Raw genomic sequence first — 22,040 nt, 5'->3', positions numbered from 1 at the left:
ATACTCCCTTTCTCTGTTTGTTTTTCTACAAAACGTATGGATATCAGTACCCATTATTATCCTCTTAAAGTAACTGATGAAATCTTCATCCCATCTGTACCTGAAATGTCTAGTGCGGAAATTGTCCGCAAAAATGCCATTTGGCCACATTTTGACCATGCACTTTGGTAAAATAGGGTTACTAGGAGGACATTTGTGGTTCCAATAGAACCAATAAGCATGTTCTTTATTCCATTTTAAATAAAGATATATTTTAGATCATATTTTTCACACTTTAATTAGGAGTAGGTGTTTTTTTATTGAACGAAAGTCATACAGTAATTAAAAGAATTCATACCTATAATGCATTAAAAGAAGTAGCTGCCATACGACGTGAGCTTTGGCCAAATGATGGTGAAGTTGCTTTGGATCATATGAAGTTTATTTCTGATCATGGTGGAATTATTTTAGGGGCTTATCGGGATAATCAGATGGTTGGCTATGTCTATAGTTTCCCTGGTTATCAGCCAAATAAAGTGTACCTGATCTTACAAAATATTGGTGTTCTCCCTGCTTATCAGCATCAGAAGATAGGAGAATCTTTGATGCAATATTTAAAAGAGGAAGCCAAAAGATTAGGATATCAAGAGATAATATGGACATATGAACCGTTAGAAAGTGTGAATGCATATGTATACCTTCATAAGATGGGTGCGGTATCATCTGAATATCTAAAGAATTGTTATGAAGATGATGGAAATGGCTTATCGGTTGATCGTTTTCTGACCCGCCTAGATCTTACTCATCCCCATCAGGAGTCTTTGGAAATACCAGATACATTGATTGACCAATCATATAAGATTCAATACAACAAAGATAACCATAATCTAAAGTTAGATTTTTCAGATTTAGAAAAATATCCATATGTTCTTATACCTGTTCCTTCTCATTTACAGTCTATTCGTTCTCGTATGGAACTTCACAGTTGGAGGGCTTTCACACGCTCCCTATTTTTCCAGCTTTTCAAAAATGGATGGGAGGTTTTTAACCTGTTGAAAAATGAAGATTCTGATTCCCCTATTCATTATTATGCTGCAAGAAAAAAACATGAAAACGAGGAATTTTCATTATTGGGGAACAATTCAGGAAGGTATATATGAAAAAGAATCGAGTAGGTATAGTTATCTCTTCCTACTCGATTCTTTTCAGTTATTTGCTGAAACTTTATCAATCATAAACAGTAGCAGATGTACCATCAGATGAGGCATGGTAATAAAGTTCTGCTTTTTTATTAGTTCCATCTACAAACTTATCAACATTGAATGTCTGACATTCACCGTCACTTAAGTATGTAGTACCTACATAATCATCTGCATTATCTGGATCATACTCATACAGATTAAATTCAATTATACCGACGGGAACATGAGCACAAAATTTTATATATCCCCCACCAGAATAAAAGATCTGCGACTGTTTAAAAGTACCAAGTTTCTGCCAACCAGCAGAATCAGCAAATGCTGATGTAAACGGAATGGCAAGCGCAATACTAGCAAGAGCAATGGAAATACCAAGTTTCTTCAGTTTCAAACCCTATTCCCCCTAAATGAAATATTTTTCTAGAAGAAGACTCCTTGTGTTGAGATTGCCACGAATCATTTCAAAAAGATGATGTAATTCATGTAACAATCTTAGTATAATTTTAAACTATACAATAAAATCTATTTTACTAAATGAAAATATGCAAATCAATAATAATCTTATAAAGATCATAAATTATTTCATAGGATGGAGTTAATGGGTTAGACGATAAGAGAGGAAAGCGAAAAGGCTATCATTAAGGTAAAGCGCTTTTTAGACAGGCATTTTCCAATCGGAGATTTTGATATAAACAATAGTAAAAGCTCAATTTGCCTAAATAATAGAAGTCGAACCGATCTATATTTCAGAATCGGTCTTTTTTCATTTGAATTCATATTAAATTGTGGGGATATCTGAATTATCATTTTGGATCATCAAATCCATAAACGCTTTGCTTGCAGGTGTTACTTCTTCGAATGAATGAGCAATGATACCTATCTGACGAGAAATCTTAGGAATGATATTTTTTGTGATTAAACTATGTGATACGGAAGACAATGTGAAGTTGGAAATAATGCCTATGCCTAAATTATTTTTGACCATATTAATTAAAGTTTCAGCATTTTGAACGGTTAAGTTCTCTTCATATGCTATGTTGTTTTTTTGGAATATTTTGTTTAAGGCGAGTTCATGTCCTCCTTTACAAAAAATAATTGCATCTTGATAGTTTTCCAGATTAATTTCTTTCTCTTCCTTTAATTTATAACGATCAGGAATAATGGCAACCATATGATCGTCATATAAAACTTTATATTCAAATTGATCAAAAGGGGATGAGACAATCCCGAAATCAATAGTTCTTTCTCCCACCCATTTTTTTATCTGATTGGAAGTTCCTTCTACTAATTCAATATTTACATCTGGGTATTTGGATCGAAATATGGAGATAACTCTGGGTAGTATTTTTGTTGATACAGCTGGAAAAGAACCTATTTTCACTTTCCCTCTTAGCAATTGGTTTTCTCGATAAGCAACTTGATATATTTTATTTTCAATTAACTTCATTTCTCTTGCTAATATAAGAATTTCTTTGCCTATTTCAGTAAGTATTAATCCATTTTGTTTATCCCGAAAAAACAATTTAACCCCCAGCGATTCTTCTAAATTTTTTACTACTTTGCTCACCGCAGGTTGTGATATATATAACTCTTTAGCAGCCTCAGTGATGTTCATTTTTTCCGCTACCTTTAAAAATGTCTCTAGGTTATTCATCTTCATAACCAATTAGTTATCCCCTTTATAAAAAATAGCTATTTCAGTTATATAAAAATATATCATATGATGTATCCAACAACAATTGAGAAACAATAAAGAAGACATTGATGTTCAAAGTTTTTAATTCTTTTTTTATCAAAACTAAAATTAAAGGAGGTTTAAGATATGAATCAAACGAGTCATGAAGAAACTTTGACTCAGAGTCATGCTATGACCACCCAGACTCAAGAAACTGGAGTATCGAAACAGTTTGTTGTCTACAATCAACAATCTTGGCGGATATGGATAGCCTCTTGGATGGTAACAGCAGTATTTATACTCTCGAACTTACCGACTCCGCTTTATGTGTACTGGCAACGAGAAATGGGTTTTTCTAATGGTACTCTAACCCTCATTTTTGCAGCATACATTGTTGGGCTGCTTGTGACACTTCTGTTTGCAGGTCAGCTTTCTGATCGGTATGGACGAAAACCGATACTATATCCTGGTCTAGCAGCAGCTTTCCTTGCTTGTTTACTGTTTGCTACAGCTTCCTCCGTTCTTGCGCTTATTGGAGCTCGATTTCTGACTGGAATTGCTATTGGGGTGATTGTTTCGGCGGGAATGGCAGCAGTAATGGATGTAGGTGGACCAGCACAAAGGCAGGCTGCCTCTCTTGCAGCATCGGTTGCAATGGTGTTAGGAGCAGGTCTTGGGCCACTAGTATCTGGAATCTTAGCACAGACAATCACTCGACCTATAGTTCCGATTTTTACTATCGAACTTGTGATATTAATTAGTGCGTTTCTTGTAGTAGGTTTTCTGCTCAAAAGCAGCACCAACTCTGGTCAAAAGGATGAATGGCGCCTAAAAACACCTAGTGTCCCGTCAGCAAATCGCTTGCATCTGGCTTTTGGGATTGCCATGTTCGCACCTGGTATTACGGCGACATCCTTTGTCTTATCTCTAGGACCTTCGCTTTTATCAAAGCTTCTAGAGGTGAAAAGCCCTCTTATTTCAGGTGTTACTGCCTGTTTAATGTTTCTGGCGGCAACAGGAATACAGTTCATGCTCAAAAAATTACCTGTTCGAACCATTTTCTTGTTTAGTGCAACAGCAACTATCCTATCTATGGTAAGTATTGCATTAGCCGTCAATACCTCAGTTCTACTATTGTTCGTACTTGCTGCTATATTTGCTGGTATTGGTCAAGGTCTTGGACAACTAGGTGGATTAACACTTATTGGTGTTCATGTTCCGGATCATCGGAGGGCTGAGGCAAATGCGGTACTCAATCTTGGCGGCTACATTTCAGCTGCTCTCCTGCCAGTAGGCACTGGTTATCTTATCGATAAGACAAGTTTAGCAATCGGAGCCGCTATCTTTACAGCTGTACTTTCTATTATAGCCGCAGCTGCTATGATTTTCGTCCTAACACGTTTTCAGAAAGAATAGTAGATATTAAGTTCGGTCACATTAACAATTGAAAGGTACTTTTCTTAATGTGTTAATTTTCTGTTATTTGATAGGGGCTATATTGTATAATATAGGTATAAAATCAATTCTGTGAGGAGGACAATTATGGCGAAAAAACATAAGAAACATAAACATCGAACAACCTCCAGTACAATTTCTACCCTAAAAGCTATAACTTTTACCAACTACAATACCACTTCCAACTATAACACTAGTTCCAGCTCCAGCCACCATAACCATACCAATTCCAGCTCAAACTACACCTCTGGTTCTAACTCAGGTGGCTCCTAGTTCAAATGCAGGATATCATAACTTATACGAATAGCAAAAATACTCTTGGCAAGACGAGCCGAGAGTATTTTTATGTGAGTTTCGCAGTGACATACTAAAGTTTTTTGTCGCTTGCTTCTGTAGAGTGGGTAGCTTTCGTTTGATGGGAATCGTCCAGTACCATTTTAAATATTAATCATAAAAAGTGACTTTTGTTCCAGAAGGTATGTCTCCATATGTCCGAATATAAAGTTCTGCTTTTAAATTTGTACCATCAATATAGTCCGTAACATACCACCAAGTACATTGACCTGAACCTAAAAATTCATAACCGATGTAGTCATCTTTCCCACTGCCGGTAGTACCAGGGTCCTGTTCCCATAATTCATAGGATGAAGTTCCGGTAACACGGAATGGAGGTCCGAACCCACTGATGTTGAAAAATCAGGGAATGAGGTGTGGGTAGGAGTGAAATGCCAATCGAACTCGGAGATAGCTGGTTCACCCCGAAATAGCTTTAGGGCTAGCCTCGTGTTTTGAGCAGTGGGGGTAGAGCACTGATTGGACTAAGGGCCCTTCCTGGGTTACCGAATTCAGTCAAACTCCTTCGACCGAGTAAAACCTGATGTAGAGACAGCCCGTGGGTTCGTTCCCTTGGTGCTAAAACGTGCTGGGTACGCCAGTTACATTTAACGGTACCAATGATCTAGATCATGGTGTCGGTAGGGAGGCGTTCAACGTCGTTCGTGTTCAGATCGTCGACTTGATCATCCACATATTCCGACATCTATAGAAGCACTGTCCTTTCCGAATCTATTTTCAAGGAAATTTCTTATTCCGCCTTTTCGAAGCGTTGTGCAAAAACATCCAAAACCGGAATAAACGGAACACAAGTTTTCTTACTTCACTTGGTCCTACCCTTAATTTTAGTATTGTATTATAGTTCATTCTAAGTTATGTGCGAATGAAAAAATATCGTTCCTATCGTGGAAAGGTTGGAAAAATTGCGCCGAACCTTTTGGCACGTCAATTTCAAGCAACAAAACCCAATGAAAAATGGGTAACAGATGTCACCGAATTTCATTTACATGGCGAAAAGCTGTATTTATCGCCCATTCTTGACCTTTAAAAATAAAAATTCTAAAATATGGAAATAATTCTGTGAACTAGAGCAGCAACCCTGTCACTAGGACTAGTTCGTCAGATAAATTCAATTTATTAGTATGCTTGTGATTTACCGTTTGATTGTAGGATTATAACGAAAAACAGTCCTGTCAGAAACAGAGACTGTTTTCATAATTTATTTTAAATTAGTTTTATTCGAGTCCGGACATCCCAAATAATGGTCATCCGGTCTTTTCCCGTAATTTTTGTTATGGGAGTTGATGTTTCGCTCTGGGTTGGCTACCCAGCCACCAACACTCGGGGCGAGGTCGTACGCTGAGGATAAGAAATTGCCAATCTCTCTATCCCATAGTGTCGTAAACGTGGCCTTCGCTCACAACACCCCCTTTGATATCTTGATTCAAGAAACCAAAGGCAGTGTTGTGAGTAGAAAGAATAGAAACATCTAAAGTCATTATATTATAAATAATAAAACATTGTCAAAAGCCAAGGAGATCTATTAAACCATTTCGGGGAATATGCAAAAATTTGGTTACTTTGCAGTCTGTGGTAAAGCAATTCTGTCACCAGTATGAATGAAACATAAGAGCAATTATGTTTCATTCATAGAATCTGGCCGCACCTGTTTATACAATACTAAACTCCATAAGTGGCCACAGTGATATACTGGTGTGTATTTCAAATGGATACAAACCAATCTGATGCAAAAAATTGCTAAGCACCTTAATCAAAAATCAAAGAGCTAAAAACCCCCGTTAAACTCTTTTGTATCCGCATCGTTTACATTTTTTGGATAATCCGATTTGGAACTGGTGGGATAAACGCCCTAATAACAAAGGCGTGTCGAAAACGGAATTAGCAAAACGCCTAGGGGTAACCCATGCACAAGTGAACAAAGATGAACGTAATGAATACGCAGGAGCGAGTGAAGTAATGCCAGATCATTGTCATCTGTTTTTGAATAGTCATCTTATTCGCCATCAGATATCATGGCAAATTGGACAAAAGACTATAAAAGGTACCGTAACCCCCCTTATTACGCAAGTCGTATCCGCCTCTAATCAGGTTGGCGATGCATTAAATTGGGTACTCTCAAGTGAATAGTAGATTATAGGAGGGGCTAACACCAAGTGGTAAGCCCTTTTTATGTGTTCACAAACATTCGAATCCTCTATAAGTTCTGCTTTGCGGTCTACGGTAGGAACCCTGTCACTGGTCCTACATAAACCAACGGAACCAAAACAGTAGATGTACCAGCAAATGACTGAATGAAATATCAATTTTGCAAATTTGCTGCTGTTTCACTCAAAAGAAACACCAGAAAACTAAGATTTTTCGCAAAGTATGGTGTGGTTTCAACAATCAGGGTGCCTGATCTAGTCCGCAGGATTACTTCCATTTTTCGGTCAAATTAGGGTTTGTTGTTCGGATGCTGGTTCTGGGCATACTAGAAAAATACTTTCTCCTCGTTCTTAAATTAAATTATCGATATCCTCATCAAATATCGAGTTTGTACTTGAAGGTGATAACATAAAGTCACTTAATTCTTGTTTTTGACTTATAACATTATCAATCTTCTCCTCTATTGTATTTACTGTGATGAGTTTATGAACTTGTACAAAGTTTTCTTGGCCAATACGGTGTACCCGGTCAGTTGCTTGATTTTCTACTGCTGGATTCCACCAGCGATCAAAATGTATAACGTGGTTAGCAGCCGTAAGGTTTAAACCTGTTCCCCCAGCTTTCAAAGACAGAATAAAAATGGGTGCTTGCTTGCTTTGAAAATCTTCTACCATCTTTGCCCTTTCCTTTTGGGGGGTACTCCCATTAAAAAATGGAACGTTGACCTTAAACTTTTCAGTTAAATAGTGTTGTAGTACTTCTCCCATTTGTACATACTGAGTAAAAAGAATTACACTTTCACCTGCCTCAATTATATTACTGATGAGCTCATCAACTAGTGCTACTTTATTGGAACGTTCTGCGACATTTGTTATGTTATCTTCTTTTAAATATAATCCCGGATGATTACATAATTGTTTTAATTTTCCAATCATAGTCATCATATATGCTTTCCTTTTTTTCTTGGTTAAAGTTTTTACTTCGTTTTTTACTTCATGTACCAATCTTTTGTATAGTTCTTCTTGCTCATCAGTTAATGTACAGTATTGCTTCTGCTCTAACTTATCTGGTAAATCACCTTTTATTTTTTCTTCGGCTTTTGTTCTCCGTAGAATGAAAGGCTGGATTAGTTGCTGAAGTTGGTGTACCTTTGCCTTATTGTGCTCATGTTCGATTGGTTGAACATACTGTGTCTTAAATATCGCTTGTGTACCAAGAAATTTTGGATTTAAAAATTCAGTCAGTGACCATAACTCCATGAGACGATTTTCAATAGGTGTTCCGCTTAATGCCAATCGACCCTCGCTGTTCAAAGAGCGTATGACGTTCGCTCTTTTTGTCTGAGCGTTTTTTATATGTTGAGCTTCATCCAAACAAATAATATGCCAATTTATACTCTTAAAGAGGGTATGATCAATAATAAGCGTGCTGTAAGTTGTTAAGATAATATCGTATTCAGCTGCATACTTTTTAAAACTATTTTTTTTGCGTTCTTTTCCATAGTGGATGTGGACTTTAATATCTGGAGCGAATTTGCTGAATTCTTTTTCCCAATTGACTATTAGAGACGTAGGTACAACAATCAATGAAACTTTTCGTTTTTCACGTATTTCATTAAAGAATGCGATCGTTTGAATTGTTTTCCCAAGCCCCATATCATCTGCTAATAAAGCCCCCATTTTATGTTTATTTAGATGTATTAACCATTTAGCTCCATCTAATTGGTATGGCCGTAATGTACAATTAAGATCTACAATTTTCTTCAAGGAGGTTTTTCTTTTTTTAACTGCCTTCAATCGGTCACTATATAATGGGTTTTCCGAGTTATCTGCAGGTACACTTCTTTTTTCGACAGTCTCCCAATACTTGAATAATTCACTTGACTGTCCTGGTTTTTGCATACTTTCTGTATAAAATAACGTTGCAGTGATATGTTCACAAAACGAAGATACTGAACATGTACAAGTATATTTTGAATCCTGAATTTTCACTTCATAGTTTCCGCTTTTATCAGCAACCATTGCTAGAATTGAATTAACATCATGGTTATAATTATATACTGCTCCTGAACGACTTAATTGACGCCCCGTTTTAACAATTTCTTTGACGTAATCATTCGAACTGTTGTATAGACTGAATAGGTTTTTCCACAATAATATTAGATCCATATTGTAATCACTCTCCCGTAAACATTTTAAGGGGATAATAAAAAAATAGATAGACTTGTACTTTGTATTGGTTTATACCCTAAGATCCGGTTATAGATTTATAGATTTCATATAGAGTAGGTAAGCGATTTGAGGAATGAGGGGCACAATGGAAAATATATGAATCTGTCATCCTCGAATTATCTCGAATGATCTCCTATAAAAACTCATAATATTCTGCCTTTAGAAAACAAGAAAATGCTTAGAGAATAAGCATCATCTCATCTTACTGCTCCGGGTGGGAGTTCCATCACCGAACCTTGCTGGGTCATGCACGTGAAAGATCACAAAGACAGTTACAAGATCGAAGAACTCCCTGACGGAGCCATGATCCCGATATACCCTCTGTCGAGCTCGCTAGTCAGATACCACCCACCGCTCATTCTAAGAAAATGACTTTGTCTGCTTGGAACGAGTAGGTCTGGGTGTTTCACACGCCTAGACCGAAGAGAAAACAATTGAATTTCACATAGATTGAGCCTTTTACTGGGGCAATAATAAGCGAGTAATACAAACAACCGACTATCTACCTTAACAGGTAGGTAGTCGGTTTAATTGTGTCTAAAGTATGTCTTAATATGTATTTTACTTCTTTGGATACGGTGACCCGATAGTATTGTAAAATCGTAACATTATTGTAGGTTATATTTATTTTTTTGTATATAATTATACTTAATTTATATGAAATTATATAATTATGTTAATTGGGAATTGGATGGTTTAATTGGAAATTTGAATAGATACCGTTTATATTCAAAAAGTGCCAAGAAACAAATTGTCCTTAGTTATTGTAAGTGTAGTTGATCATTATTTCTTTAAAATTGGTTTTTTTTGTTTTTGAAATACGGATTTGAAGTGTATTTTGAGTATAATTTGCTTCACTGCCGTCTACATCACCGTTACATGGTAAATTTATCGATATAGGTTCATGATTTAAACCGGTAACCTTCAATTTATTTGTATCCAAAAAAATTCGCATGTCTTCTGCTTTTCTCTGTTCAGGAACTTGAATTTGAACGACCATATAATCATCTGTTTCTTTTATGTTTGGTGGAATGTTAAAAGGTGGTTTTTCTATGTCATATTTGTTGGAGAAAACTTGGTCAATGGATTTATTAATAATTCCTTCAAGCCAATTCAAATCCATAGAGAAAAAGGGAAAAGTATTTTTTCCATTAGAGGAATAATCAATACTCATGAATGAATCCCAATCAAAACTTGAAAATGGATTTTTCATCTTTCCTGGACTCCTTCTATATGCCTTAAAGTTGAGTTCCTACATAATTACTTCCTTCAAAACTTGCATTATCTAGATAATCAGGGTCGATGTTTATAAATTTGTTTGTTTTTACATTACCTAATCCTTCAAAAATAATATAATTACCTACATTTTGTTTTGTCGTATTTCTATTTTGAATGATGTTGGCTCCAAAGTTAATGGATCCAGCTTGTGCAACAGCATTAGACTTAACATAGCCAAGTTGAATAAATGTTGCCATAGATAATGCCTCCTACAATTGAGGTCCACCGAAGTTTTGACCTTCGATATTTGCTTGGTCGATGTTGTCTGGATCAACATTTTGATGAAACAAGACAGGAACATTATTCAACCCTACTCCTACGTTTGTAGAAGCATTGTTATTTTTTGTTCCATTTCTATTCTGGATAATGTTTTGCCCAATCCCAATTGATCCACTGGATGTAATGCTATTATTTTGGATGAATCCAAAATTAAAAAATACAGGCATGGAAAATATCCTTTCTAATTAAGTCGATTTCATCGCCCAATTATCCCCGCTCCATACACAGTGATCGAAAGTATCTATATCTATTGCAAATTTTTCATCTTCCTCTATGTGAAGTTGGCCGCTGCCAATAAATGCAAGACCTTGGTTCTGTTTTTGTGTATTTCGTTGTGTAATGGAGTTTGTTCCATTTGCTATTGCCGCATCTTGACTGCAACGATCAATAGAAAAGCCGTCTATTTTGATTCGCAAATCCAAAGTTAATTACTCCTTTATGAGTCGTTTACGTTATAGTATATCGTTCTATGTACAAATGTGCAGGAACATTTACCCAACTCTTACATACGATAACAAGACTAATCCAATGGGGCAGATCCCCATATATAAAGGCAGGTTGGCGTCTTGGATACCAAAAATATAAATATCAATATTAACATTGGGACAGTCAAGATTATTTCCATGGCAACTGCTAGTACTTTTGCTATTGGAAACAGTGGTGTTGCCAACCGAAATACCAGCAAAACAAACTCTGGACCATCGATCATTGCTGACGGGACGGTAACGGTGCCGATAAAAAAGCAGATCACCTATGATCCAGATCAATTAGATACACCCGAATGGAGTGGGCATCATGTGGTCAACACTCCAACCTCATAATCGATATATTTCGTACATAAGTAGATAACAATATTTTAATAAGGAAAAGTAGACTCTTTGATCTAATCCAAGAGAATATTCTTGATTGTTTTTTAGATCTGCAAATGAGAAAAGCTTATGGTTGAAAATGGAAGGATATGAGCTGGATGAGGGGATTTTATCTCTCTTTAGTTGTAATATTCAAATGGAATTATTCTATATTTTTTATTTTCACTGGGTGGGAACTGGAATCTCTTTGTTCTAAATAGAATAGAATGGAATAAATAGTTTGATAAGTAGGTGAAGATGTTGGCAACAAAAAAAGAGATATTTATAAGTAGTATCTTTCTTACTGGCAGTGCTCTTTTCTTCATCGCTTCTTTATTTTCATTTATCGTATTATTTCAACGAAATTAGACGTTCTTTAGTCAAATAAATATGTTACCTATCTTTATTTGAGTAATTTTATAGAAACCAAAATACCCTAAGTCATTTCCTTAGGGTATTTTGGTTTTGCTCGTTAGTCTAGGTGAAGTAATTCATAATCTCTCCCCAATTGTTCGATGTCACACTGTTTGATAATAGTTCTGTTCCCTAGTATGTTGTAATGCTATACATTTATAAAAATTACTACTATAATAATGTAGGTGTTAAATAAATTTAATAATTTAAGCTTAGGAAGAGGCTTATTATGGGAACAGAAAATAACAGGGGTATTTGGTATGCTGTTTCGGCATTTTCGATGTGGGGGATTTTGCCACTTTATTGGCATTATATGAATAAGGTCTCTGCTTTAGAAATTTTAGCCCATCGTATTTTTTGGTCCTTTTTGTTTGTAGTTCTTCTTATAATAGTACAAAAAAAGTGGATGGATGTTATAAAAGTTTTTCAGACTTGGAAAGTAATCCTCGCTATTTTTGGGTGTTCTTTATTTATCAGTGCAAATTGGTATATCTATATTTGGGCAGTAAATAATGGTCATGTTATAGAGGCGAGTCTTGGGTACTATACGAACCCTCTTATCAGCATTGTATTTGGAATGCTTTTTTTACGAGAACGATTAAATTCATGGCAATGGGTTGCGTTGTCTTTTGCATTAATCGGAGTTTTGATCCAAACTGTCGAGTTTGGACAGTTCCCATGGATTGCATTATCTTTGTCTATTACTTTTGCATTTTATGGGTTATCAAAAAAATTAATTCAAGTGGAAGCGATGATTTCACTTGTACTCGAAACTATGATGTTAGTTCCGTTTGCTTTGGGCTATATCCTATACGTAGAAGCAAAGGGGACAGGTTCGATAGTTCAACTCCCTGTTTCGAATGTGCTCTTATTAATCGGTACAGGTGTAATAACTGCTCTTCCACTGCTTTGGTTTGCACAAGGGGCAAAACGTGTTTCTTTATCGACTCTAGGATTTATTCAATACTTAGCTCCTACCATTTCCTTGGTTTTAGGCATATTCTTTTTTCATGAGCATTTTACCAAAGTGAATTTCGTTAGCTTTGGATTTATCTGGATAGCCATTCTTATTTATTCGCTATCGCAAATAGGACTGTTAAATAGATGGTTTTCCAGAAAAGCGTTCGTAAAAGAAAGAATATAATATATAGATGTGGTGATAAACTGTATTGTTGTCCTATAGTCTTAAATTTGTGCAAAAAATAAATGCCATGTGGTATCATAATTTTAACAACATATATATTCGCTTTTTCGGAGGAGCCTGTCATCATGGGGCTCCTCTCTCTATTTTTGGATAACCTAAAAAGAGGAAGAGAATGAAAGGGGTTATTTATGCAGCTTTATATGGAACTATCAATTTTACTTCTTGCTATTGCGACAGGTGTAACAGCGATTGCGAAGAAGTTTGGTATTGCATATCCAATTGCATTAGTTGTAGTAGGGACGATTGTTGGTTTACTTCCTATTCCTGGATTAGAAGAGTTAAAGTCGTTTGTTGTAGAGGATGAAGTATTCCATTTTATTATTATTTCTATTTTTCTCCCTGCTTTACTTGGGGAAGCTACGTTGAAATTATCTATACAACAATTAAAAGAAAATCAGCGCAGTATTATTTCGTTAGCAATAATTGGTACATTGCTTTCATTTGTTACGGTTGGTTTTTTATCGATGAAATTTTTGTCTTTGCCAATCGTCGTAGCCTTTACCTTTGCCTCTTTGATGGCTGCAACAGATCCAGTGAGCGTTTTATCTATCTTTAAAAAAGTAGGAGTGAATGACAGGCTTGCCATCATTTTAGAAGGAGAGAGTTTGGCGAATGATGGTGTAGCAGTTGTTTTGTTTCAAATTTCAAGTACAAGTTTATTATTGTATGTAAATGAAGGATGGAAAGGTTTTGGACTCGGAATAATAGATTTTTTACTCGTAAGTATTGGTGGAATTACAGTAGGAGCTATTTTAGGTTATTTATTCTCCAACGTCTCTCGTTATTTTGATGACTTCGCATTGGAAATCCTCATGTCACTTGTACTTTTCTACAGTGCATATTTAGCAGCCGAATTTTTACATGTATCAGGTGTGATTGCAGTAGTGGTAGCTGGACTTGTCCTTGGAAATTATGGCGCAAAACAAATGACACCTACTACTAAGTTAAATATCCGCAACTTTTGGGATACGCTCGCGCTCATTGCTAATTCGGTTGTATTTTTGATGATAGGAATAGAGATTAATCGAATAAACTTTGCAGACCGGTGGGTTCCTATTTTGATTGCTATCGTGATTGTACTTATCGCAAGAGCGATTTCCGTTTATTTATCGTTATGGGGAAACAAAAATGTTCCTATGAAATGGAGACATACAATGAATTGGGGTGGTTTGCGGGGAGCTCTCTCTATTGCCTTAGCATTAAGCCTCCCTCTTCCATTTTCAGGAAGAGAAGATATTATTGTTTTAGCATTTAGTGTTGTTTTATTTTCATTGCTTGTACAAGGACTTACGATGAAAAAATTTGCAATTTGGATGGATACGCTTGTATCGAAAAAGGGTGTAGATCAATATGAGGAGTACTTGAGTTATATGCAGCGATATCGTACAGGACAAAAAGAATTGGCTGTAATGAGAGATCAGGCAGCTTTATCCCCAGTTTTGTATGATCTTTTGCAACAAGAATATGCATTTAAAATAGACCAAGTCCAAAGGAAAATGGAAGAGTTGTATCAAGAAAATCCATCTTTACAGATAGAACAACAAATAAAAGCGAAGCGTAGAAGTTTATATGCAGAATACGATGTTGTATCTAGATTAGAACAAAACTCTTTAATTAGTAGCGAAGTAGCTGATCATCAACATCAAGAGATAGTGGATGCTTTAGTAAATGCACAGGAACTTAGCGATGAAGAAGTAGCAAAGATAAAGAAACATGCCGATCAATACAAACAAGAACCATCAAAATCGATTTGGATTATTAGTGATCAACATACCCAGCTTGGGGACGCGCTATTAAAGGAAATGGGAAAGGGTGTTACCTATCTTCATGGAGAAGGAGCATATACAGGAGAAGGGAAAAAGGTAATATTTTGTGTAATTCAACATTCCGAAGAACCAAAATTAAACGAAATTGTTCAACGTGTTGACCCAAAAGCATTTTTGGCAATGGGTAATCTTCACAATGTACAAGGCGGGAAATAATATGGTCAGATCTCGATAAAGGATCATGCTAATATTTTTAAGTAGATAAGTTTATGGAAATTATATGAAATTAATGGGATGATACAAAGATTCTTTGGTCTAATTACACAGAAATATAGCAAAACATCTGTTAATGGCTTATCATGTTCATTAGGAATATACATAAGGAGTGACAGCATGAGTTATTTTGATGGAAAGAATGAATTTGCCATTGCAGTAACAGATAATGGTCGGCATAAAGTAAAAGGAGCACTTATTCAAGGAAAGCATGTGCACACGGATGATTTTTTTAGTTATATCGGTGAATATGTAGACTTGGATTTTCATGCGAATTCAGATGATGATATGATTGTTCAAATTGGGAGAAATGGGGAAAAAGGCACTTATTTTGTAGGCGATTTAGCTCGCAGAGCCGGTAATCATGCAAAAAAAGCAAAGCAAGATTCTAAGGCACATGAACAAAACATCATTTTTACTTTGACTATGTTACATCGCTTAGGTGTGGCAGGTAATGTAAAACTAGGTACTGTTGTACCAATTGAAAATCACCGTTCAGATGCAAAAAAATTAAAACAAATGCTTGTCGGAGAGCATTTTGTAACTGTTAATGGTGTAGAGAGAAGAATTCATGTTCTTGATGTTTTAGTTGGGGTAGAAGGTGGAGCTACTTACTATGTAACTCCTGAAGAAGACACAGAGGACAAAGTAGTTCATATTATGGCTATTGGTTCTGAGAAATCTAACTTTGCTACTTATGATCATAACGGTCGTTATGTGCATAATCAATCTGGTTCTTCTTCGAATATTTCTTGGGAAAAATTCCGTAATTTCTCCAAAGATAAACGTTCTGAAGCAATTGCAAAAGCTATTTTTTCAGAAGTTGGTGGATATCATTGGGATTTGCCATATGAAGATGAATACGGTGATGTGAGAGAAAAAATGTTTTATGTGTCTGGTGGAGCTGCTGAGCTATTATTGCCAGAGATTCGTAAGTTTTTCCCAAATGTACAAGTTGCTCCAAATCCTTTGTACAGTGATTGTTTAGGTATGCTTCACGCTTCTGCTCTCGAGTGGGTCCCAGAAGGGTGGTAAAATAAATGAGCGAACGAGATACAAGGGAGTTGCTTTCAACTCGTAAACGCAATGTGACGCTTACCTTTAATCTAAATGATCAAATGGAGCGTGAAGTTTATGAGTGGTGTAGTGAACATGATGATTCGTGTTCTGACTTTATCAAAAAAGTACTCTCCCAGTACAAGGAGTATCGAGAGTTTGTGCAAACGGTATCAAAGTTGCATGAGATGATGCCAATGATGCAACAAATGTTTCCGGCAATGGGTACAAACCCAGTACCAAATCCACTCCAGCAGATGAGTTCGCAAGTAAATCAGAAAATGAATCCACAAGTGATTCCACAAATGAGTCCGCATATACAACCATTTTCCAATGTCCCACCAAAAGCTCCTTCTTCTACTTCCGAACTGCCATCACGTTCTGTTCGTCATGGTGGTTCGAAAAGAAGAAGGACAAGTATGCCGATGGAATAGAAAAAGAAGACCTTATAAAAGGGTCTTCTTTTATATTTTAAGCAAGATAAGCTTCCGTTATTTGTTTATTTTCTAATAATGATTTTGCTTGATCTGCTAGGATGATTTTCCCTGTTTGGATTACATAACCCCTGTGTGCGATGGAAAGTGCTTGATACGCATTTTGTTCGACCAATAAAATGGTCATTCCTGTCTGATTTAATTCTTGGATGATCTCAAATATCTGCTCCACAATGATCGGTGCTAGTCCCATGGAAGGTTCATCTAGGAGCAAAATGCTAGGTTTACTCATGAGTGCCCTGCCGATTGCTAACATTTGCTGCTCTCCTCCACTCATGGTTCCTCCTTTTTGATGGAGCCTTTCTTTTACCCTTGGAAAATACTGAAAAACGATTTCCATCTGTTCTTCTATCTCTTTTTTGTTTTTTAGTTGAAAAGCACCCATTTCTAGATTTTCTTTGACTGTTAACCTAGGGAATATCCGGCGACCTTCTGGTACATGTGCGATGCCTAGTTTAGCAGTTTGATGAGGAGGGAGTTTCGTTATATCTTTTCCGAGAAATGAGATAGTTCCAGTTGTTTTTACCTGACCACAAATCGCTTTTAAGGTTGTGGATTTTCCAGCACCATTGGATCCTACCAAAGTAACGATTTCACCAACATTTACTTCGAGTGAAATAGCATCTAATGCTTGGATCTGATCATAGTAAGCTGATACTTGTTGCATTTGTAGAAGCAAGCGATCTGACATCAAGAAACAGCTCCTTTTCCTAGATAGGCTTCTATTACCCTTGGATTAGATCGTATTTCTTCTGGATTTCCAGATGCAATTTTTTGACCATAATCGAGCACGATTATTTCCTCGGAAATATTCATTACAAGCTTCATATCGTGCTCAATGAGAATAATCGTAAGGTTAAATTCCTCTCTGATGCGAGTGATAAGTTCAGTTAGTGTTTTTGTTTCCCTTGGATTCATCCCAGCTGCTGGTTCATCGAGAAATAGGATGTGTGGTCTAGTAGCAAGGGCTCGGGCAATTTCTAATCTCCTTTGTTCTCCATAAGATAGATTTTTAGCCTGTTCATTGCATTTTTCCGAAAGATGAACTATCTGCAATAATTTATAAGCATCTATTGCTGCTTTCTTTTCCTCAAAGCGAACATGTTTAAATTGAAATAAGGTGCCGAGTAAACCAGAAGTGAGGTGGGAATGCATACCGATCAATACATTCTCCAGTGCAGTCATTTCTTTAAATAGACGTATATTCTGAAAGGTTCGAGCAATTCCTAAGTTGGCTATTTGGTTGGGTTTTCGGTTTATAAGGGATGTTCCATTCATCGCAATACTTCCCGAATCTGGTTTATAGATACCAGTAATGAGGTTAAACAAAGTCGTTTTTCCAGCTCCATTTGGTCCGATAATGGCAGTAATGGAATTATCTTTGATAGACAAGTCTATTTTGTTTACAGCAGTTAATCCCCCAAATTGTTTGGTTACCCCTTTTAGCTCCAATGCGGTCATCCATATTCTCTCCCTTATTTGTCTGGAATGGTTTGATCTGCTAGCTCCTCTGGATCAAACTGCTTGGTTTTGGCAGTAATCAACCCTTTTGGGCGATAAACGGCTATTAAGACAAGGATAATCCCAAAGATAAGACGCTGCATTTTTGTCGGAGATAATGTTTCAGATATACTGATCGTCTGTGTTAAGAAATTGGTTACTTCTGTTAATATTTGCAGGTTTAGTACAGAAATAACAGCAGCTCCTAGAATGACGCCAGGTATACTTCCCATACCGCCGAGAATAACCATTACAAGAATAGTGATGGATTCGATGAGAGTGAAGCTGGAGGGATCGACAAACATATTTTTGGCAGAAAAAACCACCCCCATCATTCCTGAAAAGGATGCCCCTAACGCAAAAGCCCACAATTTTGTCTTAACCAAGGGGATGCCCATTGCTTGGGCAGCAATTTCATCTTCTCGGATAGCTTTCCAAGAGCGACCTAGCTTTGAATTCTCTAGTCTCTGAACTCCTACTATCACGATCAGTAATATTGCAATGACGATATAATAAAACTGACTGGCAAGACTAAAGGTAAATCCAAAAATTTCAGGTTGTTGAATCTGGGAAAGACCTTGTGCACCGTTAGTAATATTTATCGGTTTGTCCAAATTGTTAAAAACAATACGGATGATTTCTCCGAATCCTAGCGTAACAATAGCCAGATAGTCACCTTTTACTCGCAGGACAGGAATTCCTAATAATATGCCAAATAGAGCAGCTATTAACCCTCCTATAATAATAAACGGCCAAAACCAAACTCCACCTAAGGGGAAAATATCACTATGAAACAGTGCAGCTGCCTGTGGGGAGGCAAATATTCCATACGTATAGGAGCCAATAGCGAAGAATGCGACAAATCCAAGGTCTAAAAGACCTGCAAAGCCAACTACTATATTTAGTCCTAGTGCCATCGCGATATAAATCCCCGTTTGGACAGCTACTTCCATGTAGTCTTGTTGTGAAGTTCCACCAGAGGTTGCTAGTGGAATAATGACTACTAGTAGTATGAGAGCGATGCTCCATTTTATTGGTTTGGACAGATGAGTATAGTGAAGAAGTAATAAAGAGCCTAACAACAGGAGAAATGCAGTGACTGATCTTTCCAAGAAGTAAACACTGGCGCTACTTATTAGGATAAACAGTAACAATAAGATAAATTGTAGTCTTCGGTTATTTTGCAGCATATCTAAGCCTTTGTTCATCCTGATCACCTACACCTTCTCCTTGGCAGATTTTCCAAATAAGCCTTCTGGTTTAAAAATAAGGACCAAAATTAAAATAGCGAAAGCAAAAACATCTTTGTATTCCGAGCCAAATACGCCGCCAGTAAGTGTACTTAGATTGGCAGCAGCAAAAACTTCTAATACACCCAAAAGTAAGCCGCCAAACATTGCTCCACGAATGTTTCCAATTCCCCCAAGGACAGCTGCAGTAAATGCTTTAAGCCCAAGTATAAATCCGATGTAAGGATCAATCGTCGCATATTGTTGAGCAAATAAAAACCCAGTAGCGCCGCCAATTGCAGAACCGATAAAGAAGGTGAGACTGATTACTTTGTTCACGTTAATGGACATAAGCGATGCTGTTTCTTGATCTTGTGCTACAGCACGCATGGCTGTACCCCATTTGGTGCGGTTGACAAATATATCGAGCATAATCATGATAACAATGGTAATGCCTATGAGAATAAGCGTGTTTGTTTTAATCGTTGCATTTTGAAATGTTCCAACGATTGAGGAAAAGGGGATGGTTAATTTCCCTTCAAATAATGTAGTGCCTGTTATGATATAGTTACCAGTTTTCCATTCAGCTAGGAAACGAACTAAGTCTTGCAATATAAAGGAAATACCGATTGCGGAAATCAAAGGAATCAGTTTCGGTGCTTTTCTCAGTGGTCGATACGCCAGCTTTTCGATGCCCATTCCTAAGAGACCAGTGAGGAGAGCTGTTATGATTAAGATGAGTATAAGAGTGATCCAGGCAGGCAAAGCTGCACCAAATGCCCCCATAGATAACAAGAGACCTGTTCCGATAAATGCTCCTGTCATAAATACTTCGCCATGAGCGAAGTTAATGAGTTCCAATATGCCGTATACCATGGTATAACCTAATGCTACTACAGCATAGACAGCGCCGAGTGTTAGACCATCTACTAATACTTGGGGAAGAGCAGAGAAGATATGACTCATGAAGAAAACTCTTCCTTTCTTTATAGTTTGGGAAAGAGGTGAAGCGTTTTCCTTCACCTCTTTGGAATATGCTGTTATTTTCCTTCTTCTCCAACTAGAGGACCTGGATATTGATTGTTTTCAAATTTATGAATAAAGATTTTAGCGAAATCATTATCGCCTTTTGCATCGAAAGATACTTTGGTAGCGATTCCTTGATAATCCTTGATCACGTGAACAGCGTCTAAAACTTGTTGACGTGTAGGCTTTTTGTTACCATTTTTCTTAATTGCATCTTCTAACCCTTGGAGTAGTACATTCATAGCGTCATATCCATAATAGGCATATGATTGAGGAGCTTTATTAAATTTTGCTTTGTATCGGTCTGCCCACTTTTTCCCTTCAGCTGTATTACTAACATCGGCAGCAGTTGTACTATAATAAACATCTTTAATGGCATCTCCTGCTATTTTATACATATCAGACGAATCTACTCCGTCTCCACCCATCATAGGAACAGTAATTCCTTTTTCTCGTGCTTGTTTGACGAGTATTCCGAATTCAGAATAAATACCACCATAGAAAATAAAGTCCGGTTTTGCCGCAGCAACTTGATTTAATACCCCGCTAAAGTCTTTTTCTCCAACAGTAATACCTTCATTGCCAGCAATTTTTGCTCCATTTTTCTCAGCTTGTTTTTGGAAGTTACTCGTAATTCCTTGTCCATATGCTGTTTTATCTTGGATGATAAAAATGGTTTTTGCATGTAATTTGTTCGTGGCATAGTTTGCATCTGCAGATCCTTGGACATCATCTCGTGCTACAATCCTATGAACTGATTTGTTACCGCTTTCAGTTAGCTCTACAGCAGTATTTGCAGGAGATACCATTGCTAATTGATTTTTTTGATAGGTAGTAGAGGAAGGGATGGCTACCCCTGAATTATAGTGACCGACTACTCCTAAAATCGATTGATCTGCACCGATTTGTTGTGCATTTGCAACGCCTTTTTTAGGATCGGCTTGATCATCGTAAGGTGCTAATTCTAAATCAAACCCTAATTTTTTTAATGCTTCTACATGATCGTCGATTGCTAACTGAGCACCGTTTTTAATTGCTTCGCCTACAGTGGCTTGGTTGCCGGAAAGAGGCGTCTGTGTTGCTATTTTTATTACATTTCCACTGGAATTATTGCTACAACCGATAACGCTAATAGAAAGAAGACTGAGTGATAACCCTAATGAGAAAACTCTTTTCATTTGCGTACCTCCTAATGTTGTTAACTTTCAAGTAAACAGATGGATATGTAACAATCGCCCCTTTCTGTATTTCGGAAATAAAATAGTTACGTGAAATTTTTGTTAACTATAATCGATATAATAATAAATAAAAACAAAAAAATCTATAACCAAAGAATGGGTTGTACCTATTTTTGAGGATAGAGATAGTTTGGAAAATAAAGATAAAAGTGACCCTTCCTAGTAAGAAGTACAATAAATAATTTTTAGGGTTGTTCCTATCAATTAGTATAAGACCTTAGGATAAATCACTTGGCTGCATTCCCAAAAGTGTTAGGTTCTCTCCACTATGAACATTTTATCAATAATAATAATTAATGAATACAAGATAATAATTTATATATAGAAGAAATCGTATTTGTTCTGCTTTAATTTATACATGTAATGCTAGGTTCTTTTGGCTTAGAGGAAAAAAGAT

The 22,040-nt window shown here is 36.6% G+C and carries 21 protein-coding genes, 2 pseudogenes and 1 other annotated feature; of the genes and pseudogenes, 10 read left to right on the top strand and 13 right to left on the bottom strand.

Annotated features, from left to right (window positions below):
• Positions 1-299 precede the first annotated feature (299 nt).
• The gene (locus AC5WOE_RS19535) at positions 300-1,139 is read left to right on the top strand and encodes a GNAT family N-acetyltransferase (RefSeq protein WP_496051515.1); all 840 of its coding nucleotides are present in this window, start codon (positions 300-302) and stop codon (positions 1,137-1,139) included.
• Between the two features lie 67 nt (positions 1,140-1,206).
• Here the strand turns inward: AC5WOE_RS19535 and AC5WOE_RS19530 are convergent, their stop codons facing one another.
• Positions 1,207-1,569 carry a YndA family protein gene (locus AC5WOE_RS19530; protein WP_496051514.1) on the bottom strand — a complete coding sequence of 121 codons (363 nt, stop codon included), beginning with the start codon at positions 1,567-1,569 and terminating at the stop codon, positions 1,207-1,209.
• A 387-nt stretch (positions 1,570-1,956) separates the two neighbouring features.
• Positions 1,957-2,844 (bottom strand): LysR family transcriptional regulator, encoded by an 888-nt coding sequence (locus AC5WOE_RS19525; RefSeq protein WP_496053308.1) that lies wholly within the window; start codon positions 2,842-2,844, stop codon positions 1,957-1,959.
• 156 nt (positions 2,845-3,000) lie between these two features.
• On the opposite strand from AC5WOE_RS19525, the gene AC5WOE_RS19520 reads away from it, so the two are divergent.
• Positions 3,001-4,269, top strand: a complete 1,269-nt coding sequence (locus AC5WOE_RS19520) for an MFS transporter (protein ID WP_496053307.1) — start codon at positions 3,001-3,003, stop codon at positions 4,267-4,269.
• Positions 4,270-4,395: 126 nt separating this feature from the next.
• Positions 4,396-4,581, top strand: a complete 186-nt coding sequence (locus tag AC5WOE_RS19515) for a hypothetical protein (RefSeq protein WP_496051511.1) — start codon at positions 4,396-4,398, stop codon at positions 4,579-4,581.
• 171 nt (positions 4,582-4,752) lie between these two features.
• Here AC5WOE_RS19515 and AC5WOE_RS19510 read toward each other — a convergent pair.
• Positions 4,753-4,902: pseudogene (locus AC5WOE_RS19510) on the bottom strand (YndA family protein); the annotation flags it as partial.
• A 19-nt stretch (positions 4,903-4,921) separates the two neighbouring features.
• Positions 4,922-5,058, top strand: a sequence feature (23S ribosomal RNA rRNA prediction is too short).
• Positions 5,059-5,512: 454 nt separating this feature from the next.
• Here AC5WOE_RS19510 and AC5WOE_RS19505 point away from each other — a divergent pair.
• Together AC5WOE_RS19505 and AC5WOE_RS19500 are read left to right on the top strand one after the other, a co-directional pair.
• A pseudogene (locus AC5WOE_RS19505) lies at positions 5,513-5,686 on the top strand (IS3 family transposase); the annotation flags it as partial.
• Positions 5,687-6,474: 788 nt separating this feature from the next.
• Positions 6,475-6,789, top strand: coding sequence for a hypothetical protein (locus AC5WOE_RS19500; RefSeq protein ID WP_496051510.1), 315 nt, complete (start codon positions 6,475-6,477; stop codon positions 6,787-6,789).
• A gap of 368 nt (positions 6,790-7,157) precedes the next feature.
• On the opposite strand, the gene AC5WOE_RS19495 is transcribed toward AC5WOE_RS19500, so the two are convergent.
• From AC5WOE_RS19495 to AC5WOE_RS19475, 5 genes are all read right to left on the bottom strand, one after another.
• On the bottom strand, positions 7,158-8,975 hold the full coding sequence (locus tag AC5WOE_RS19495) for a DEAD/DEAH box helicase (RefSeq protein WP_496053306.1): 1,818 nt from the start codon (positions 8,973-8,975) through the stop codon (positions 7,158-7,160).
• Between the two features lie 820 nt (positions 8,976-9,795).
• Positions 9,796-10,251 (bottom strand): Hsp20/alpha crystallin family protein, encoded by a 456-nt coding sequence (locus AC5WOE_RS19490; protein ID WP_496053305.1) that lies wholly within the window; start codon positions 10,249-10,251, stop codon positions 9,796-9,798.
• Positions 10,252-10,276: 25 nt separating this feature from the next.
• The gene (locus AC5WOE_RS19485) at positions 10,277-10,513 is read right to left on the bottom strand and encodes a hypothetical protein (protein ID WP_496053304.1); all 237 of its coding nucleotides are present in this window, start codon (positions 10,511-10,513) and stop codon (positions 10,277-10,279) included.
• A gap of 12 nt (positions 10,514-10,525) precedes the next feature.
• Positions 10,526-10,762 (bottom strand): hypothetical protein, encoded by a 237-nt coding sequence (locus AC5WOE_RS19480; RefSeq protein ID WP_496051506.1) that lies wholly within the window; start codon positions 10,760-10,762, stop codon positions 10,526-10,528.
• A gap of 18 nt (positions 10,763-10,780) precedes the next feature.
• Positions 10,781-11,017, bottom strand: a complete 237-nt coding sequence (locus AC5WOE_RS19475) for a hypothetical protein (RefSeq protein ID WP_496053303.1) — start codon at positions 11,015-11,017, stop codon at positions 10,781-10,783.
• Positions 11,018-11,161: 144 nt separating this feature from the next.
• On the opposite strand from AC5WOE_RS19475, the gene AC5WOE_RS19470 reads away from it, so the two are divergent.
• The 5 genes from AC5WOE_RS19470 (at position 11,162) to AC5WOE_RS19450 (ending at position 16,590) form a co-directional block, all read left to right on the top strand.
• Positions 11,162-11,416, top strand: a complete 255-nt coding sequence (locus tag AC5WOE_RS19470; RefSeq protein ID WP_496051504.1) for a hypothetical protein — start codon at positions 11,162-11,164, stop codon at positions 11,414-11,416.
• Positions 11,417-12,086: 670 nt separating this feature from the next.
• Complete coding sequence (rarD, locus tag AC5WOE_RS19465) at positions 12,087-13,001, top strand: EamA family transporter RarD (RefSeq protein ID WP_496053302.1); 915 nt, start codon at positions 12,087-12,089, stop codon at positions 12,999-13,001.
• A gap of 188 nt (positions 13,002-13,189) precedes the next feature.
• Positions 13,190-15,043, top strand: a complete 1,854-nt coding sequence (locus tag AC5WOE_RS19460; RefSeq protein ID WP_496051502.1) for a cation:proton antiporter domain-containing protein — start codon at positions 13,190-13,192, stop codon at positions 15,041-15,043.
• Between the two features lie 177 nt (positions 15,044-15,220).
• Complete coding sequence (locus tag AC5WOE_RS19455) at positions 15,221-16,135, top strand: ParM/StbA family protein (RefSeq protein ID WP_496051501.1); 915 nt, start codon at positions 15,221-15,223, stop codon at positions 16,133-16,135.
• A gap of 5 nt (positions 16,136-16,140) precedes the next feature.
• Complete coding sequence (locus tag AC5WOE_RS19450; protein ID WP_496051500.1) at positions 16,141-16,590, top strand: hypothetical protein; 450 nt, start codon at positions 16,141-16,143, stop codon at positions 16,588-16,590.
• Positions 16,591-16,627: 37 nt separating this feature from the next.
• Here AC5WOE_RS19450 and AC5WOE_RS19445 read toward each other — a convergent pair whose 3' ends face one another.
• From AC5WOE_RS19445 to AC5WOE_RS19425, 5 genes are all read right to left on the bottom strand, one after another.
• Entirely contained in the window at positions 16,628-17,341 is a 714-nt protein-coding gene (locus AC5WOE_RS19445; RefSeq protein WP_496051499.1) for an ABC transporter ATP-binding protein, read from the bottom strand.
• Positions 17,341-18,111, bottom strand: coding sequence for an ABC transporter ATP-binding protein (locus AC5WOE_RS19440; RefSeq protein WP_496051498.1), 771 nt, complete (start codon positions 18,109-18,111; stop codon positions 17,341-17,343). Before AC5WOE_RS19440 ends, AC5WOE_RS19445 begins: the two co-directional genes overlap by 1 nt.
• 14 nt (positions 18,112-18,125) lie before the next feature.
• Positions 18,126-19,358 (bottom strand): branched-chain amino acid ABC transporter permease, encoded by a 1,233-nt coding sequence (locus tag AC5WOE_RS19435; RefSeq protein ID WP_496051523.1) that lies wholly within the window; start codon positions 19,356-19,358, stop codon positions 18,126-18,128.
• A 9-nt stretch (positions 19,359-19,367) separates the two neighbouring features.
• Positions 19,368-20,345 (bottom strand): branched-chain amino acid ABC transporter permease, encoded by a 978-nt coding sequence (locus AC5WOE_RS19430; protein ID WP_496053301.1) that lies wholly within the window; start codon positions 20,343-20,345, stop codon positions 19,368-19,370.
• Positions 20,346-20,419: 74 nt separating this feature from the next.
• Entirely contained in the window at positions 20,420-21,583 is a 1,164-nt protein-coding gene (locus AC5WOE_RS19425; RefSeq protein WP_496053300.1) for a branched-chain amino acid ABC transporter substrate-binding protein, read from the bottom strand.
• Positions 21,584-22,040: the final 457 nt, after the last annotated feature.

This window comes from Shimazuella sp. NTD248 (assembly GCF_059510395.1).
The sequence above is the reverse complement of the archived record's forward strand: the minus strand, read 5'-3'. Positions and strand labels throughout refer to the sequence as shown.

Coding starts and splice junctions, on each gene's coding strand:
- AC5WOE_RS19520 (WP_496053307.1), top strand. CDS start 3,001: ATGAATCAAACGAGTCATGAAGAAACTTTGACTCAGAGTCATGCTATG.
- AC5WOE_RS19515 (WP_496051511.1), top strand. CDS start 4,396: ATGGCGAAAAAACATAAGAAACATAAACATCGAACAACCTCCAGTACA.
- AC5WOE_RS19495 (WP_496053306.1), bottom strand. CDS start 8,975: ATGGATCTAATATTATTGTGGAAAAACCTATTCAGTCTATACAACAGT.
- AC5WOE_RS19490 (WP_496053305.1), bottom strand. CDS start 10,251: ATGAAAAATCCATTTTCAAGTTTTGATTGGGATTCATTCATGAGTATT.
- AC5WOE_RS19485 (WP_496053304.1), bottom strand. CDS start 10,513: ATGGCAACATTTATTCAACTTGGCTATGTTAAGTCTAATGCTGTTGCA.
- AC5WOE_RS19480 (WP_496051506.1), bottom strand. CDS start 10,762: ATGCCTGTATTTTTTAATTTTGGATTCATCCAAAATAATAGCATTACA.
- rarD (WP_496053302.1), top strand. CDS start 12,087: ATGGGAACAGAAAATAACAGGGGTATTTGGTATGCTGTTTCGGCATTT.
- AC5WOE_RS19460 (WP_496051502.1), top strand. CDS start 13,190: ATGCAGCTTTATATGGAACTATCAATTTTACTTCTTGCTATTGCGACA.
- AC5WOE_RS19455 (WP_496051501.1), top strand. CDS start 15,221: ATGAGTTATTTTGATGGAAAGAATGAATTTGCCATTGCAGTAACAGAT.
- AC5WOE_RS19450 (WP_496051500.1), top strand. CDS start 16,141: ATGAGCGAACGAGATACAAGGGAGTTGCTTTCAACTCGTAAACGCAAT.
- AC5WOE_RS19445 (WP_496051499.1), bottom strand. CDS start 17,341: ATGTCAGATCGCTTGCTTCTACAAATGCAACAAGTATCAGCTTACTAT.
- AC5WOE_RS19440 (WP_496051498.1), bottom strand. CDS start 18,111: ATGACCGCATTGGAGCTAAAAGGGGTAACCAAACAATTTGGGGGATTA.
- AC5WOE_RS19435 (WP_496051523.1), bottom strand. CDS start 19,358: ATGAACAAAGGCTTAGATATGCTGCAAAATAACCGAAGACTACAATTT.
- AC5WOE_RS19430 (WP_496053301.1), bottom strand. CDS start 20,345: ATGAGTCATATCTTCTCTGCTCTTCCCCAAGTATTAGTAGATGGTCTA.
- AC5WOE_RS19425 (WP_496053300.1), bottom strand. CDS start 21,583: ATGAAAAGAGTTTTCTCATTAGGGTTATCACTCAGTCTTCTTTCTATT.